This window comes from Pseudomonas sp. I3-I5, assembly GCF_022699445.1.
GTDB lineage: Bacteria > Pseudomonadota > Gammaproteobacteria > Pseudomonadales > Pseudomonadaceae > Aquipseudomonas > Aquipseudomonas fulva.
This window is the reverse complement of sequence record NZ_CP093940.1, coordinates 3,095,310-3,111,891: the sequence shown is the minus strand read 5'-3', so window position 1 is coordinate 3,111,891 and position 16,582 is coordinate 3,095,310. Positions and strand designations below refer to the sequence as shown.

The following is a 16,582-nucleotide window of genomic DNA, read 5'->3' as shown; positions in this document are numbered from 1 at the left end:
AGCGCTGGTGATACCTGAACTCGGTCAACTGTCGATGATTCTGGCCATCTGTTTCGCTGCGGTGCAGGCCAGCCTGCCGCTGCTCGGGGCGTGGCGTGGTGACAGCTTGTGGATGAGCCTGGCGCGGCCCGCAGCCTGGGGGCAGTTCGCCTTCCTGACGTTCGCGTTCGCGTGCCTGACCCACGCCTTCATGACCGACAACTTTTCGGTTGCCTACGTGGCCAGCAACTCGAACAGCGCATTACCCTGGTACTACAAGTTCAGCGCAGTCTGGGGGGCGCATGAAGGCTCCCTGCTGCTCTGGGCGCTGATTCTGGGGGGCTGGACCTTTGCCGTGTCGGTGTTCTCGCGGCAATTGCCCCAGGTGATGCTCGCCCGGGTGCTGGCGGTCATGGGCATGATCAGCGTGGGCTTTCTGAGCTTTTTGATCATCACCTCCAACCCGTTCCAGCGCCTGCTGCCTCAGGTGCCTGTCGATGGCCGTGACCTCAACCCGCTGCTGCAGGACATTGGCCTGATCGTGCATCCGCCAATGCTGTACATGGGCTATGTCGGCTTTTCGGTCGCCTTCGCCTTTGCCATCGCCGCCTTGCTCGGCGGGCGTCTGGATGCCGCCTGGGCCCGGTGGTCGCGGCCCTGGACCCTGGTAGCCTGGGCCTTCCTGGGCGTGGGTATCACCCTGGGTTCCTGGTGGGCGTACTACGAACTGGGCTGGGGTGGCTGGTGGTTCTGGGACCCGGTGGAAAACGCATCGTTCATGCCCTGGCTGGTAGGGACGGCGCTGATCCACTCCCTGGCGGTGACAGAGAAGCGCGGGGTGTTCAAAAGCTGGACCGTTCTGTTGGCCATCGCTGCGTTCTCACTGAGCCTGCTAGGGACGTTCCTGGTGCGTTCCGGGGTGCTCACCTCTGTGCATGCCTTTGCCGCCGACCCCTCGCGCGGCATTTTCATTCTGTTCTTCCTGCTGTTCGTGGTCGGCGGCTCGCTGACCCTGTTCGCCCTGCGTGCGCCGGTGGTCAAGAGCCAGGTGGGGTTCGCCCTGTGGTCGCGCGAAACCCTGCTGCTGGCGAACAATCTGGTTCTGGTGGTTGCAGCGTCGATGATCCTGCTAGGCACCTTGTACCCGCTGGTGCTCGACGCCCTGACCGGCGCCAAGCTTTCGGTAGGCCCGCCTTATTTCGATGCCCTGTTCCTGCCGCTGATGGCACTGTTGATGCTGGTGCTGGGGGTAGGGGTAGTGGTGCGGTGGAAGGATACGCCTGGCAAGTGGCTGCTGGGCATGATGACGCCGGTCCTCGTCGGCAGCGCAGTGCTGGCCCCGGTGGCGGGTCTGATCGTCGACGATTTCGACTGGCAGGTACTGACCACGTTCGCTCTGGCTGCCTGGGTGGTGCTCGGAGGGCTGCGCGATGTGTTCGACAAGACGCGCCACAAAGGGCTGCTAAAGGGGCTGCCTGGGCTGGGGCGCAGTTACTGGGGGATGCAGGTCGCTCACCTGGGGCTTGCGGTGTGTGCCCTCGGGGTGGTGCTGTCGAGCAACAATAGCGCCGAGCGTGATCTGCGAATGGCCCCGGGCGAAAGCGTGGAGCTGGGCGGTTATCACTTCCTGTTCCAGGGCGCCAGGCACTTCGAAGGGCCCAACTTCATTTCCGACAAGGGCACAGTGGTGGTCAGCCGCGAGGGTCGTCTTGTGGCCACCCTGCACCCGGAGAAACGCTTGTATACCGTGCAGCAGTCGATGATGACCGAGGCCGGGATCGACGCAGGCTTTACCCGCGACCTGTACGTGGCCCTCGGGGAGCCTTTGGAAAACGGTGCCTGGGCGGTGCGTGTGCATATCAAGCCCTTTGTTCGCTGGATCTGGCTGGGCGGTCTGTTGACGGGCCTGGGCGGATTGCTGGCGGCCCTCGACCGGCGCTACCGCGTCAAGGTCAAGTCCCGGGTGCGTGAGGCCCTGGGCGTGTCTGGAGCAGTTGCATGAAACGTTGGTTGATGGTGGTGCCCCTGGCGGTGTTCCTGCTGGTGGCGGTGTTCCTGTACAAGGGTTTGTTTCTCAAGCCCGATGAATTGCCCTCGGCAATGATCGGCAAACCGTTCCCGGTCTTTTCGCTGGCTTCCACCCAGGGCGACCGTACGCTTACCCAGGCAGACCTGCAGGGCCGGCCTGCGCTGGTCAACGTCTGGGCCACCTGGTGTGCGTCGTGCAAAGTCGAGCATCCTTATCTCAACCAGCTGGCTTCCCAGGGTGTGGTCATCTACGGGGTCAACTACAAGGACGACAACGCCGCAGCGCAGAAGTGGCTGACCGAGTTCCACAACCCCTACCTGCTCGACATCAGCGACGAGCAGGGCAGCCTAGGTCTGGACCTGGGTGTGTACGGTGCGCCGGAGACGTTCCTGATCGATGGCGATGGCGTGATTCGGTACAAGCATGTGGGCGTGGTCGACGCCAGCGTTTGGCGAGAACAGTTGGCGCCACGCTACCAGGCGCTGCTCGACGAGGCGACACCATGAAGCGCTGGTTCGCAGCCCTGGCCTTGAGCCTGTGCGTGGGTGGGGTAGCCAAGGCCGCCATCGATACCTACCAGTTTCGTGACCAGGCCGAGCGTGAGCGTTACCAACAACTGACCAAGGAATTGCGCTGCCCCAAGTGTCAGAACCAGGATATCGCCGACTCCAACGCACCCATTGCGGCTGACCTGCGCCGGGAAATATTCCGCATGCTGGGGGAGGGCAAGAGCAACCAGCAAATCGTCGACTTCATGGTGGACCGTTATGGCGACTTCGTGCGCTACAAGCCGGCGCTGAGCGGCCGGACCTGGTTGCTCTGGTTCGGCCCGGGCATTCTGCTGGCCGGCGGGTTTGCCGTATTGGCGATGATTGTACGGCGTCGTCGCCTGGCGTCCGTGCAAGGCACTGATGAATTGTCAGCCGAGGAGCGCGCACGGCTGGCCAACCTGCTGGAAAAAGAACGTACCCATGACTGAATTCTGGCTTAGCGCGGGCTTGTTGCTGCTCGCGGCCCTCAGCTTTCTGCTGATCCCGATCCTGCGTGGCCATCGCCGCCAGCAGGAGCAAGACCGAACAGCGCTCAACGTGGCGCTCTATCAGGAACGTATCGACGCGCTGGCCGCGCAGCAAGCATCGGGTGTGCTCGATGACCTGCAATTGAGTCAGGGCCGCGATGAAGCCGCCCGGGAGTTGCTGGCCGACACCGAGGGCGCCGAACCCGCCAGGCAGCGTCAATTGGGCAAGGCCTTGCCGTTGCTGGCAGCCGTCCTGGTGCCGCTGCTGGCGTTAGGGCTGTACCTGCACTTCGGTGCGGCGGACAAAGTGGCCCTGACCCAGGAATTTGCCCAGGCACCGAAGTCGATGGAAGAGATGACGGCACGTCTGGAGCGAGTGGTCCAGGCACAACCTGATTCAGCCGAGGCGGTGTACTTCCTGGGCCGTGCCTACATGGCCGAACAACGCCCTGCCGAGGCGGCCCGCACGTTCGAGCGCGCAGTGGCCATGGCCGGTCGCCAGCCCGAGTTACTGGGCCAGTGGGCCCAGGCCCTGTATTTCGCGGCCGACAAGCGCTGGAGTGCGCAACTGCAGGCATTGACTGACGAAGCGCTCAAAGCCGACCCCAACGAGGTCACCAGCCTGGGCCTGCGTGGAATTGCGGCGTTTGAAGGTGAGCGCTATCAGGAGGCTATCGCGTACTGGAAGCGGTTGTTGGCGCAGTTGCCGCAAGGAGATGCTTCGCGCGCTGCATTGCAGGGTGGCATTGACCGTGCGGCCGAGCGGTTGGGCACTCAGACCGCTCAGGTGCCGGCACCTGCTGCGGTGCGTTTGAAGGTGCGGGTGGAATTGGCGCCGGCTTTGCGGGACAAGGTAAAGGCACAGGACACCGTCTTCATTTTCGCCCGCGCCAGCAGTGGCCCGCCCGTGCCGCTTGCCGCCAAGCGGGTGACGGTGGCGCAATTGCCGATCGAGGTCGAGCTTTCAGATGCGGATGCGATGATGGCGCAGATGAAACTGTCCGATTTCGCCGAAGTCCAACTGGTTGCGCGTGTTTCCAAGGATGGGCAGCCGACCCGTGGTGAGTGGGTTGGCCAGAGCGCGCCTTTGCCCAATACGACCCAGGCCCAGCAGCGCCTGATCATCGACAGCCCTGATTCGTAAGAGAGTTTCCTATGCACGCGACGGTACGCCTCACCCTGATCACCCTGGCGCTGGGTTTGTCGGCCTGTACGGTGCATGGGCCTTCTTCGCAGCCTGAGCCTGAACCACCGATCGAACGGCTGCCGCCCAAGGGCCCGGTGGTCACGCCGCTGCCGGGTGGGCAGCCTGCAGGGCCTGGGAGCAAGCCTGCACCGCCAGCCAAGCCAGTGCCGCGCACCTCGGCAAGCTTTGCGCCGCCGCCGGGCGGGGCGAGCCATTGGGACCCCAAGTTGGGCGTGTATGTGTTGGACAAGAAGCCCAATACCTTCTATCGCCAGCGAACGTATTACCGGTTCGACAATGGCTGGAGCTGGTCGGTGAGCCCGGATGGACCGTGGCAGCAGACCGACAGCAGTGGTGTGCCTGGGGGGCTGGGGCGGGCTTTTGGGCAGTAGTTTTTTTCGACACCCGGCCGGCCGCGATACGACGCACAGCAGCCTTAGTTATATAGGCGTTCTAACCGACAACCTGGGGCCGCTGCGCGGCCCATCGCGGCACAAGACCGCTCCTACATGAAATGGGATTGCCTTGTAATATTGTGCAAAGCAGTTGCACCGCAATGAGCAAAATGAATGCTTGGTACCCAAGACACTTCATCCCAAAGAGCGCCAGTCCATTGAAATAGCCGCTCTTGATCTTGATCTTGATCTTGATCTTGATCTTGATCTTGATCTTGATCTTGATCTTGATCTTGCTTCTAAGCGCGCGGTAGTTCAGACCCCGCAGATCGCGACTTCAGGAGGCCGAGCGCAGGGCTTGCGGAGGGAGGTGACAGGCATGGATGCCTGTCAAGCGCTGGGCCCCAGGATGGGGCCTGCAGCGCGGTCCTCCCGGGAGCAAGCCCGGAGCGAGGGAACCCCGGAGCGCAGCGTAGGGGCCGGATGATAGGAGCAGGCGGTTTTTGCTTACTTTTTGACAAGACAAAAAGTGAGCCGCCGTAAGGGCGGAAGGGTGACTGTGCGCCACCCTAGCCAATGAATACCTACTCAATATAAATGCCCATGCTAACAATCCAACTCCAGCCTCAAAGACCTGAGCCCCAAGTCCCAGGTTCAAAGTCCCAAGTCCCAAGTCCCAAGTCCCAAGTCCAAAGTTCAAAGTCCAAAAGCCGCAGAGTCCAATTCAAGATCAAGCTAATTACAAAGCGCCCGCCCCCAAATCCCACTCCCGCCTCCCATACAGCCCCCACCCATAATACCCATTGACTCCACCACCCACCCCCTCCGCATAATCCCCAACCCACCCGGAGGCATCATGCACAAGACAATCCTGGTCCTGGTCGAAACCGTAGACACCTACCTCCCCCTGCTGACAAACGCCGGCTACCACCTCATCCTCGCCCAGACCCCCGACCTGCGCACCCAGGCCATCGAGCAAAACGGCCCTCGCATCGACGCCGTCCTCACCCGCGGCCCCCTCGGCCTGACAGCCAAGGAAATCGACGCACTGCCCAACCTGCAGATCATCTGCGTCATCGGCGCCGGCTATGAGCAGGTCGACCTGCAAGCCGCCCGTGCCCGCCACATCACCGTCACCAACGGCGCCGGCGCCAACGCCGACGCCGTGGCCGATCACGCCATGGCCATGCTCCTGGCACTGCTGCGCAACATCCCGCAAGCCGACGCCAGTACCCGCGCTGGCCAATGGCAGCGCGTGATCAGCCCATCGGTCACAGGTAAACGCCTGGGCATTCTGGGCATGGGCGCCGTTGGCCAGGCCATTGCCAAGCGCGCACACCAGGGGTTCGACATGCCCGTGAGCTACTACAACCGAACACCACGACCGGCGTTGCCCTACACCGGCCATGACAGCGTCCCGGCCCTGGCCGAGGCAGTCGATATTCTCGTGGTCGCCACACCCGGCGGCGCCGACACTCGCCACCTGGTGAATGCACAGGTGCTGAAGGCGCTCGGCCCCCAGGGCTACCTGGTCAACATCGCTCGGGCCAGCGTCGTCGATACCCAGGCCCTGACCCAGGCACTGCAGAGCGGTCAATTGGCCGGTGCGGCCCTGGACGTGTTCGACGAGGAACCTGATGTTCCCGACACCCTCAAGTCGCTTCCGAACACGGTATTGACGCCCCATGTCGCCGGGCAATCGCCAGAGGCGGCAGAAGCCACGGTGACGTTGGTCCTGCGTAACCTCGATGCCTTTTTCGCCGGCAAGCCAGTGCTGACACCGGTGCTTCATTAGGCCCCACACCGCCAATAGCCTGCACAAGGGCAGGCAACAAGGAGCGTATTGATGCAACTCGAAATCTTCCAGGTCGACGCCTTCAGTGCCGAACCCTTCGGCGGTAATCCGGCCGCGGTCATCCCGCTCGATCAGTGGCTGCCCGATGCCGTGCTGCAGCGCATCGCCGAGGAAAACAACCTTTCGGAAACGGCGTATTTCGTGCGCAACGGCGATGTGTTCGACCTGCGCTGGTTCACGCCCACCGTGGAAGTGGACTTGTGCGGTCACGCCACCCTGGCCTCGGCCTACGTGCTGTTCGAACACCTCAAAGAACCGGCGCAGGTGCTGCGCTTCAATACCCGCAGCGGTGAACTGCGGGTAACACGGCAAGCGGACGGCCTGTTGGCCATGGATTTCCCTGCCCGCCAACCTGAGGCCCAGCCAGTGCCAGCCGGTCTGCTGCAAGCATTGGGCCTGCGCCAGGCGCAGGCGGTGTATCGCAGCGATGACTACGTGGTGGTGGTCGATGACCCTGAGTTGCTCGATACCCTCACGCCAGATTTCGTCGAGCTGGCTGGCTTTGACGTGCGCGGTATCGCCGTAACGGCGCCGGGGCGTGGGTTCGACTTCGTGACGCGCTGGTTCGGGCCACGCGTGGGGGTCAATGAAGACCCGGTGACCGGTTCGGCCCATACCTCGCTCGCACCGATCTGGGCACAACGGCTAGGCAAGCAGTCGCTTGAATGCGAGCAAGGCGGTGCGCGCAAGGGCCAGCTTCGCTGCGTGCTCCCGGGCAATGGCCGGGTGATCATCAGTGGGCGGGCGGCGTTGTTCATGCGCGGTACCGTCTACCTGTAAGACGACCCTGTCGTCACCGACGATGCGCAGGCCGACACCAAGGCTTGCCAAATCCGGGCAATGCTGCGAAAAGAACGGCATTTTCGTAGCGGCTGGAGCCTGCGCATGAACCAAGAACTGCAAATCATCGACCTGGTCGAGGGTGAGGGCAAGGCGGCCGTCAAAGGTGCGCTGATCACGACCCAATACACCGGGTGGCTGGCCGATGGCACCGAGTTCGACTCCTCCTGGTCACGCGGCAAGCCGTTTCAATGCGTGATCGGTACCGGGCGCGTTATCAAGGGGTGGGACCAGGGCATCATGGGCATGCGCGTTGGCGGCAAGCGCAAGCTGTTGGTGCCGGCGCACCTGGGTTATGGCGCGCGTAGCGTTGGTTCTATCCCACCTGATTCGGACCTTGCGTTCGAAATCGAGCTGCTCGAAGTGCTGACGCGCGATGACTGACACGATAGCCCCGTAATGCCTGTGCCAGACGCCTGGCACCCTGGCAGCGGGGAACAAAACGGGCTATTGGCACTCTGAACCGAACCCGTCGTCAAGGAAGGCACTCACTGCAAAAGGCGCCCTGTGCCCGTCCAGGCGATGCGCGGGTGACCCGTTTGTCACACGAGCCTGCATTGATGAAGTTGATTCCACACCTGCATCGTCGCCGTCATTGGTTGCTGGGCCTGGCCCTGACCGCCGTAGGCGTACCGCTGGCGCTGGACGCCGTCGAGAGCCGCGCGCAACCGGTGGATGGCACCCAGACCCTGGTGTTTCTGCGCCATGCCGAAAAACCCGGTGAAGGCCTGGGCCAGCTGAACTGCCAGGGCCTGAACCGCGCGCTGGACCTGGCCACGGTTTTACCCGAACGTTTCGGCAAGGCCGATTACGTGTTTGCTGCCAACCCGTCCCGGCACGTGGAGGAGGGCGCTGATGACCAAAGCTACAGCTACCTGCGTCCGCTCATGACCATCAGCCCCAGTGCCATTCGCCTCGGCCTGCCGGTCAACATCGACTACAGCGCCAACGACACCGATGACCTGGCCGACGAACTGCTCAGCGACAAGTACCGTAACGCGACCATCTATACGGCATGGTCTCACGGCTACCTGCCGGACCTGATCAATACCGTCGCCCAGAAGGCTGTCGGCAAGGAGCATGTCATCACCGAAGATTGGCAGGATGGGGACTTCGACACCCTCTATGTCCTGACCCTGGACTGGCACGATGGCAAGGCCAGCCTGCGCAGCCGCAACGTGCGTCAGGGGCTCGATGACGGTGAGCATAGCTGCCCGACCTGATCCGCTGGTACTGTTGAGCCAGGATGCTGAACAGGGATGAACGATGAAGCGGCAGGTGACGGTGATCGGGGGCGGCGTGATCGGGCTGGCGACGGCCTATGCGCTGGTGCAGGAAGGCCATTGCGTTGAATTGATCGAGGCCCACGACACCTTGGGGGCGGCCACCAGCTTTGCCAACGGTGGTCAATTGTCCTACCGCTACGTCGCGCCACTGGCGGATGCGGGCGTGCCGTGGCAGGCGCTGGGGTGGTTGTTGCAGGGCGACTCCCCGCTGCGCCTGCGCTTGCGTCTAGACCCGGCGCAGTGGCGCTGGTTACTGGCCTTCACACTGGCGTGCCGACGCAGCGTCAATCAGCGCAACGCCGCCGTATTGCTTGACCTTGCCCTGCAAAGCCAGGCCGTGTTGGCCCAGTGGCGCCAAGCCCAGGCAATCGGTGATTTTGCCTGGCGCCGCAACGGCAAGCTCGTAGCGTTTCGCAGCGAAGCCCAGTTCAGGCGCAGCCGTCTGCAACTGACGGACCCTGATCGCCAGCAGGTACTCGGCGCCGCTGAGCTGCGGGCGCTGGAACCGGCGCTGCAGGCGTCGCCATTCGTGGGCGGCGTCTTCACCCCGGACGAAGAAGTGGGCGACTGCCACGCCTTCTGCCTGCGCTTGGCCGCCGCTCTGCAAGCCTGCGGCCAATGCCAGTTCCGGCTCGGTCAGCCGGTGACGCAACTGCTTCACCGTGAGCATCAGGTGGTGGCGCTGCGCCTTGGCCATGAAGAACTGCCAATCGACCAGTTGGTGCTGTGCGCAGGTTACCGCAGCGCGGCGCTGAAGGTGCCAGGGGTGAACATTCCGATCTATCCACTCAAAGGGTACAGCCTGACTGCGCCCCTGGTGCCGGGGCAGGGGGCGCTTGAGATCAGCCTGACGGACTACGAGCGCAAGATCGTCTATGCCCGGCTGGATCGACAGTTGCGCGTCGCGGCCATGGTGGACATCGTGGGACAGGACGAGGCGCTGGACAAACGCCGCTTGCAGAGCATGCGCCGCCTGGCACTGGAGACGCTGCCCCACGCCGCCGATTATGCCCACGCGGTGGAATGGGCCGGTATGCGACCGGCGACGCCCACCGGTGTACCCATCATAGGCGCAACGCCTTACCGTAACCTTTGGCTCAACCTTGGCCATGGCGCGCTGGGCTTCACGCTGGCCTGCGGCAGTGGCCAGCGGCTGGCCAGAATGATCGGTTGAGCAGTGCCTGCGCAGGATCGATTGCCGATCCCGCGCAGGTTGCGCCCTGGTGCCCTAGCGGCCGACGCGCATTGGCCAGCCTATGACCTTCTTCGCCCGAGGGGTGGCATAGGTGCGCACCTTGGACGTACTCAGGCCCAGGCGCACCAACGACTCGGCGATGGTCACCGCCGCGCTGACCCCATCGACCACCGGTACCCCGGTGCGTTGGCGGATCTGCTCGTCCAGCCCGGCCATGCCTCCGCATCCCAGGCAGATGACCTCGGCCTTGTCATCACGTACGGCCCGTTCGGCTTGTTCGACGATGGCCTCGACAGCGCGCTGCGGATCGGCTTCGAGCTCCAGCACCGCCAGGCCGCTGGCGCGTACCGATGCGCAGCGGTCGTACAGCCCGGAAAGCCTGAGGCGGTCCTCGATCAAGGGGACGGTACGGTCCAGCGTGGTGACCACCGAGTAAGCGTGACCCAGGTACATGGCGGTGCTGGCGGCGGCATCGGTGATGTCCACCACCGGCACGTTCAGCAGCTCCTGCAGGCCTTCACGGCCGTGCTCGCCATAACCGGCCTGGATCACTGCATCATAGGGGCCCTCATAGGCCAGTACCCGATCCATCACGGCAATGGCGGCCAGGTAACTCTCGAAATTGCCCTCCACCGATTCTGCGCCGAACCACGGCGTAAGGCCGATGACTTCTGTGCCCGGCGCCGCCACGGCGCGGGCCTGCTCGGCGATGGCCTCGGTGATGGCTTCGGTGGTGTTGACGTTGGCAATCAGGATTCGCATGGGCAGTCCTCCTTGTTCAGTGGCTGCTGTGGTCGACGGCGATGCATTCGCCGCTGACGTCGTGGTAATGACGGTTGCGCGGCGCGATCAACAGGTACAGGGCGGCGGCGATGCCAGCCCCGATCAGCCACGAGAAGGGCGCGACGCTGTGGAAGTTGGGTACCAGGGCCAGCACGATGGCCAACAGGGCCGCCGGCACGAACGCCGCGACCGCGCGCAGGTTGATGCCCTTGGTGTAGTGATACGCGCCGGCGGGGTCTTCGCTGTAGAGCTGCGGGACGTTGATGCAGCCTTTGCGCAGCAGCCAGTAGTCGGACATGATCACCCCGTACAGCGGGCCCAGCAATGCACCCAGGCCGGACAGGAAGTAGACGATCACCAAGGGGCTGTTGTACAGGTTCCACGGCAGGATGAGCACCGCCAGCGTGGCGCTGATCAGCCCCGCGCGACGGAAATTGAGGTGACGCGGTGCCAGGTTGCTGAGCACGAAGGCCGGTGCCACGAAGTTGGCCATGATATTGACCGCCACCGTGACGATGAGGAACGACAGGCAGCCCAGCACCAGGAAGGTGGTGTTTGGAATGGCTGCGACGATCTGCGTTGGGCTGTCGATGATCTGGCCGTTGATCTTGAACTGAGCGCCGCACAGCACGACGGTGATCACGGCAAACACCAGGATGTTCACCGGCAGGCCCCAGAAATTGCCAACGCGAATGGTCTTGCGGCACGGCGAGGAACGGGCGAAATCACAGAAATTGAGCACCAGCGTGCCATAGATGGCCAGCCACAAGGCACCGCCGGCAAAGATGTTGCGCCACATCTCGTAACCGCTCAGGGGTTCTGCCACCGACCAGGCGATGCGTGTGTCGGCCTTGAAGTACATGAACACCGCCAGCGCTGCAACCGTTACCAGAATGACAGGGCCTGCGAAAGCTTCGTAGCGACGGACCATCTCCATGCCGTAGGCGAGAATCACCAACTGCACCAGCCAGATGGCCACGAAACAGGCCCAGCCCAGGCTGGACAGGCCAAGGATGCTGTCGTGGTCGTAGGCTGCCATCTGCGGCCAGACGGCGCTGAGCAGCACGCGCAGGACCACCGAGGCCAGGTAGGTCTGGATACCGAACCAGGCGATGGCGATGACTGCGCGGATCAGCGCCGGGATCTGCGCGCCGTGGATGCCGAAGGCGATGCGGCTGATGACCGGGAAGGGGACGCCGGTCTTCTGCCCCATGTAGCCCGACAGGTTCATGAAGAAGTACACCAGGGCGGCACCAATGGCCAGCGACAGCAATATCTGCCAGCCGCCCAGGCCCAGGGCGAACAGGCCCATGGCGAATGAATAGTTGGCGATGTTGTGCACATCGTTGGTCCACAGGGCGAAGATGCTGTAACGGCCCCAGCGGCGCCCGGCGATGCGGGTGGGGGCCAGGTCCCGGTTGTGCAGGCGGGGGCTCAGTGCCATGTCCGGCACCGTGTCGGCCGGGGTTGATTGGGTCTGGGTGCTGTCGACGGATAGTTCAGGGGCAAGGTTGAGGCTGCTACTCATTCCGGCGGGCTCCTGATGCACGTTGACTGCGATGAGCGGGCAGCGCACGGGCTCGCCATCTCGTCGGTGCAGCGTTGGCATCTCGGGGTTCTGGGCGCGGCGGCCGACGGTCAATCGGCGTCGCGGGTTCTTGTGTATTTATGTTCGGTGAAACTTGTATACAAAACACAAGCACAGGGAAGCCAGTTCCATGCCAGCTTGAGCAGGCGATCGCCACAGTGACCACTCAGGAAGCGTGCAGATTTCAGTAACAAGCTGAAAAATCAGCGTTTTAAGCTGACCATTGAGTCAATAATTGTTTGAATTCATGGGCTTAGTTAATCAGTTAGTCAGCATTAAGTGAGCGCTTCATGTAACACATCGGGGCATGGGTGGTGAAAGTGCACACAAAAATGGCACTTAAGGTGACATTAGTGTGTACAAAAAATAGGCAATTCAAGGTGGCGCACTTGGGCGGTCTTGCCATGTAAAATACGCCTCCGCTTACCGATGTGACCTGACATGACCTCTCCGATTGCCGCCCTCGAGCAGCATCTGCTTGCCGCCCTGAACCCCGCCCCTGCAGAAACCCGTCGCCTTTTCCACGGCCGAGGACGTTGCTGGCCCGGCCTTGAGCAGATCACGGTGGACTGGCTTCAAGGCGTGTTGTCGGTCGCCTTGTTCCGTGAGCCCCCCGAGGGGCAATTGGCAGAGCTCGAGGCGATGCTGTTGCGGCTGTCGCACCTTGAGCAGTGGACGGGCCAGGCGATCCTGCTGCAACACCGTTACCTGCCCGACAGCCCCGGTCAGTGGCTGGTGGGCGAGCCGTGTCAGCAACGTGAGGTGATCGAGGACGGGCTGACCTACCTGCTGGACCTGGGGGTACGTCAGAACAATGGCCTGTTCCTGGACATGCGTCATGGTCGCCAGTGGGTGCGCGCCCAGGCCAAGGGGCAGCGCGTGCTGAACCTGTTTGCCTACACCTGCGGTTTTTCGGTGGCGGCGATTGCAGGTGGGGCCGAGCAGGTGGTGAACCTGGACATGGCGAAATCGGCACTGTCCCGAGGGCGCGACAACCATCGCCTCAACCAGCATGACCCGTCCCGTGTGGCCTACCTGGGTCATGAGCTGTTCAAGTCATGGGGCAAGGTGCGCAAATACGGGCCTTACGATCTGATCATCATCGATCCGCCCACCTTCCAGCGCGGCAGCTTCGTGTTGACCCAGGACTACGCGAAGATCCTGCGCCGCTTGCCTGAGCTGTTGAATGAAGGTGGGACGGTTCTGGCCTGCGTGAACGACCCCGGCATAGGGCCTGAGTTCTTGATCGAGGGCATGGCCGAGCACGCGCCCGGCCTCGCCTTCGTGGAACGGCTGCAGAACCCGCCGGAGTTCCCGGATGTGGATCCGGCTGGGGGGTTGAAGGCGTTGGTGTTTCGGTTAGGTTGATCGGGGCAGGCCGTCATTCAGGGGACCACAGCCGCGTCCGGCTTTCATGGGTGTTGCGAAGCTCAAGCCCCGGACCGCTGTACTGCCGGCCTAGCCCCATCAGCTTCACTGACCGGTATAGATCTGGTCGAACACGCCCCCATCGTTGAAATGCGTTTTCTGCACAGTGCGCCAGTCACCAAAGGTCTTCTCGACCGAGAGGAATTCGACCTTGGGGAAACGATCGGTGTACTTGGCCAACACGGTCGCATCGCGTGGACGCAAGTAGTTCTGGGCGGCGAGTTCCTGGGCGGCCGGTGACCACAGGTACTTCAAGTATTCCTCGGCCACGGCTTGGGTGCCTTTACGGGCCACAACTTTATCGACCACGCTCACCGGCGGCTCGGCTTCGGCTGAAACGCTTGGATAGACCACCTCGAACTGATCGCGACCGAATTCGCGCGCAATCATTTCCGCTTCGTTCTCGAACGTCACCAGCACATCGCCAATCTGGTTGGTCATGAACGTGGTAGTGGCGGCGCGACCACCGGTGTCCAGCACTGGCGCCTGCTTGAACAGCTTGCCGACGAACGCACGCGCCTTGGTCTCGTCACCGCCTTGCTTGAGCACATAGCCCCACGCCGACAGGTAGGTGTAGCGGCCGTTACCCGAGGTCTTGGGGTTGGGTACGATGACCTGTACGCCGTCCTTGAGCAGATCCGGCCAGTCCTTCAATGCCTTGGGGTTGCCCTTGCGCACGATGAACACCGTGGCAGAGGTGAACGGCGCACTGTTGTTCGGCAGGCGCGTGACCCAGTTGTCAGGGATCAATTTGCCGTTGTCGACCAAGGCATTGATGTCGGTGGCCATGTTCATGGTGATCACGTCGGCCGGCAGGCCATCGATCACCGCGCGCGCCTGTTTGCTGGAGCCACCGAAGGACATCTGCACAGTGACCTTCTCGTTATGCTCGGCCTCCCAGTGCTTCTGGAAGGCCGGGTTGTAGTCCTTGTAGAAATCACGCATCACGTCGTAGGAAACGTTCAGCAGGGTCGGGGCAGCGTGGGCCAGGGTGCCGAAGGCCAGGCTGGCAGCGGCCAGCGAGACGGTGAAAAACTTTTTCACGACGCATTCCTTATAGGTATGAATGTTGGGGCAATGTGCCAGCGACTATAGCGTCTTGTTCTTCAGGTATTAAAGAATCAATGCGTCTTTGCTTATGCGTGCTGGCCGATGGGCGGTGTTGGCAGTTGTCCACGGGCTTTGCCCACTCAATGACTCCCTCACCCTCCAAGGTGCGGGAGCCCTCCGGATCTCGTCATGAGCGCCTCGCTCAACCGGATTTGGGGAACAACGCATTTCCACACCGGGCACAAAACGCCGCTCCACTTTCATGGGATTTCTTGCTGCAGGTCGGGCAGGGGTGTTGCAGTTGCTCGCCACGCATGGCATTGGCGAGCTCGGCGGTAAAGATCCCGGTTGGCACCGCGATGATCGAGTAGCCGATGATCATCACCAGCGAAGACAGCACCTGGCCCAAAGGTGTTCTAGGCACGATGTCGCCGAACCCGACCGTGGTCAGCGTGACGATGGCCCAGTAGATCCCCTTGGGAATGCTCGTGAAGCCATGCTCCGGGCCCTCGATCACGTACATGAGGGTGCCGAATACGGTGACCAGCGTCGATACGCTGACCAGGAATACGATGATCTTCTGCTTGCTGCCGCGCAGGGCATCGAGCAGGTAATTGGCCTGCTTGAGGTACGGGCTGAGCTTGAGTACACGGAAGATCCGCAACATGCGGATGACCCTCACGATCAGCAGGTACTGCGCGTCACTGTAGTACAGCGCGATGATGCCCGGCACGATCGCCAGCAGGTCGACCAGGCCGTAGAAGCTGAAGGCGTAGCGCAGGGGCCGGGGCGAGCAGTACAGCCGCGTGATGTATTCGCACAGGAAGATGGCGGTGAAGCCCCACTCGATCGCGGCCAGCAGGCCTCCGTAGCCGCGATGCACCTCATCGATGCTGTCCAGGATGACCGTGACCAGGCTCGCCAGGATGATCAGCAACAGGGTTTTGTCGAAGCGTCTTCCGGCCACGGTGTCGCTCTGGAAGACGATCACGTAAAGCCGCTCGCGCAGGCTTGCAGGTTTGTTCATTGGCTCTGTCCATCGTGAAGTCGGCTGAGCCTATGGGGTGCCTTTCAGCTATGCAAGCGCCCCGGTGTCTGGCGTTTGCCAAGCTTCAGGTGACTGCCCAAGTGGATAAGCCAGCAGGCGGCGACGAAAGGCGCCGTGAGCGCCGGGAACGGCAGCCTGCTCAACAGCGGGTGTAACGCCAGTGCCAGGCCGATGGCCAACAACGTGACCCAGGGTTTTTCCCCCTGACGGCTGAAGGCTAGGGCTGCCAGGGCCGCGTTGAAACCATAAAGCCCCATCCATGCCGACGGCGTATCACCCACGAGCAGTGCCAGGCCTGCACCTGCGGCAGAGCCTATGACCGCCCAGAAGCAGGCATACGGGTTGGCGATCAATAGGCCGACGATGATCAGCAGCCCAGCCAGGGGTTGATCGAGCAGGAAGATCTGCCCGACCCCTCTTGCCAGGGCACTCGCCAGGTCGGCCTCGACCACCGCGGGTACGGTGACCGTCTGTACGAACAGCAACGTGCCCCAGCCCAGGAGCACGAACGGCGCCGTGTAGGCAGTCAGCAGCTTGCCGCCGCGTTTGCGCCACTGGTGGGTGATGATGCTGGACAGCCCGCCGGCAGCGAGGATCAGCGGCGGCAGAATGGCGGACCAGGGCAGCACGGCGCTGATCAGCAGGCCTATGAGTACGCTGTTGTAGCAGTACAGCCCGGCCTGGCGGTCAGCACGGTCGTAGCCGCGACGCTGCGCGGTGAGCAGGCCGGCCAAGGCGCCGAGCAGGGCGCCACCGACCAGGTTGGGCGCGGTCAGCAGGATGGCCAGCAGGCAGCACAGGCCGCACAGGGGGTTGCGCAGCAGTAGCACCTGGCTGAAACCGTTGAGTATCGCCGTCGCCCAGTCGGGGCAAGGGTTTACGAAATTTTTGGTGTACATGGG

The 16,582-nt window shown here is 62.7% G+C and carries 16 protein-coding genes; 11 read left to right on the top strand and 5 right to left on the bottom strand.

The window, feature by feature from the left end:
• Positions 1-7 precede the first annotated feature (7 nt).
• The 10 genes from MOP87_RS13770 to MOP87_RS13725 all read left to right on the top strand — a co-directional run bounded on the left by MOP87_RS13770 (position 8) and on the right by MOP87_RS13725 (position 9,762).
• The gene (locus MOP87_RS13770) at positions 8-1,981 is read left to right on the top strand and encodes a heme lyase CcmF/NrfE family subunit (RefSeq protein WP_242810548.1); all 1,974 of its coding nucleotides are present in this window, start codon (positions 8-10) and stop codon (positions 1,979-1,981) included.
• A complete protein-coding gene (locus MOP87_RS13765; protein WP_023533963.1) occupies positions 1,978-2,514 on the top strand; it encodes a DsbE family thiol:disulfide interchange protein in 537 nt (178 codons plus the stop codon). Before MOP87_RS13770 ends, MOP87_RS13765 begins: the two co-directional genes overlap by 4 nt.
• A complete protein-coding gene (locus MOP87_RS13760) occupies positions 2,511-2,987 on the top strand; it encodes a cytochrome c-type biogenesis protein (RefSeq protein ID WP_242809652.1) in 477 nt (158 codons plus the stop codon). The genes MOP87_RS13765 and MOP87_RS13760 overlap by 4 nt, the downstream gene beginning before the upstream one ends.
• Positions 2,980-4,170, top strand: coding sequence for a c-type cytochrome biogenesis protein CcmI (gene ccmI, locus MOP87_RS13755; protein ID WP_242809650.1), 1,191 nt, complete (start codon positions 2,980-2,982; stop codon positions 4,168-4,170). Before MOP87_RS13760 ends, ccmI begins: the two co-directional genes overlap by 8 nt.
• Positions 4,171-4,181: 11 nt before the next feature.
• Positions 4,182-4,604, top strand: a complete 423-nt coding sequence (locus tag MOP87_RS13750) for a hypothetical protein (RefSeq protein ID WP_059183762.1) — start codon at positions 4,182-4,184, stop codon at positions 4,602-4,604.
• 859 nt (positions 4,605-5,463) lie between these two features.
• Positions 5,464-6,402, top strand: a complete 939-nt coding sequence (locus MOP87_RS13745; protein ID WP_027915978.1) for a 2-hydroxyacid dehydrogenase — start codon at positions 5,464-5,466, stop codon at positions 6,400-6,402.
• A gap of 51 nt (positions 6,403-6,453) precedes the next feature.
• Positions 6,454-7,242 carry a PhzF family phenazine biosynthesis protein gene (locus MOP87_RS13740; RefSeq protein WP_049695636.1) on the top strand — a complete coding sequence of 263 codons (789 nt, stop codon included), beginning with the start codon at positions 6,454-6,456 and terminating at the stop codon, positions 7,240-7,242.
• Positions 7,243-7,347: 105 nt separating this feature from the next.
• On the top strand, positions 7,348-7,686 hold the full coding sequence (locus MOP87_RS13735) for an FKBP-type peptidyl-prolyl cis-trans isomerase (RefSeq protein WP_059183763.1): 339 nt from the start codon (positions 7,348-7,350) through the stop codon (positions 7,684-7,686).
• 176 nt (positions 7,687-7,862) lie between these two features.
• Complete coding sequence (locus MOP87_RS13730) at positions 7,863-8,525, top strand: hypothetical protein (protein WP_027915981.1); 663 nt, start codon at positions 7,863-7,865, stop codon at positions 8,523-8,525.
• A gap of 43 nt (positions 8,526-8,568) precedes the next feature.
• Entirely contained in the window at positions 8,569-9,762 is a 1,194-nt protein-coding gene (locus MOP87_RS13725) for a D-amino acid dehydrogenase (RefSeq protein WP_028687975.1), read from the top strand.
• Between the two features lie 54 nt (positions 9,763-9,816).
• On the opposite strand, the gene MOP87_RS13720 is transcribed toward MOP87_RS13725, so the two are convergent.
• Positions 9,817-10,545, bottom strand: coding sequence for an aspartate/glutamate racemase family protein (locus MOP87_RS13720; RefSeq protein ID WP_027915983.1), 729 nt, complete (start codon positions 10,543-10,545; stop codon positions 9,817-9,819).
• 16 nt (positions 10,546-10,561) lie between these two features.
• Positions 10,562-12,094, bottom strand: a complete 1,533-nt coding sequence (locus MOP87_RS13715) for an NCS1 family nucleobase:cation symporter-1 (protein WP_028687974.1) — start codon at positions 12,092-12,094, stop codon at positions 10,562-10,564.
• 501 nt (positions 12,095-12,595) lie between these two features.
• Here MOP87_RS13715 and MOP87_RS13710 point away from each other — a divergent pair.
• Positions 12,596-13,522, top strand: coding sequence for a class I SAM-dependent methyltransferase (locus MOP87_RS13710; protein ID WP_027915985.1), 927 nt, complete (start codon positions 12,596-12,598; stop codon positions 13,520-13,522).
• A 105-nt stretch (positions 13,523-13,627) separates the two neighbouring features.
• Here the strand turns inward: MOP87_RS13710 and MOP87_RS13705 are convergent, their stop codons facing one another.
• The 3 genes from MOP87_RS13705 to MOP87_RS13695 form a co-directional block, all read right to left on the bottom strand.
• Positions 13,628-14,626: a sulfate ABC transporter substrate-binding protein gene (locus MOP87_RS13705; RefSeq protein ID WP_049695637.1), complete on the bottom strand. Its 999-nt coding sequence runs from the start codon at positions 14,624-14,626 to the stop codon at positions 13,628-13,630.
• A 208-nt stretch (positions 14,627-14,834) separates the two neighbouring features.
• A complete protein-coding gene (locus MOP87_RS13700; RefSeq protein ID WP_028687973.1) occupies positions 14,835-15,659 on the bottom strand; it encodes an ion transporter in 825 nt (274 codons plus the stop codon).
• Between the two features lie 44 nt (positions 15,660-15,703).
• Positions 15,704-16,579 (bottom strand): urea transporter, encoded by an 876-nt coding sequence (locus MOP87_RS13695; RefSeq protein ID WP_028687972.1) that lies wholly within the window; start codon positions 16,577-16,579, stop codon positions 15,704-15,706.
• Between the last annotated feature and the right edge of the window lie 3 nt (positions 16,580-16,582).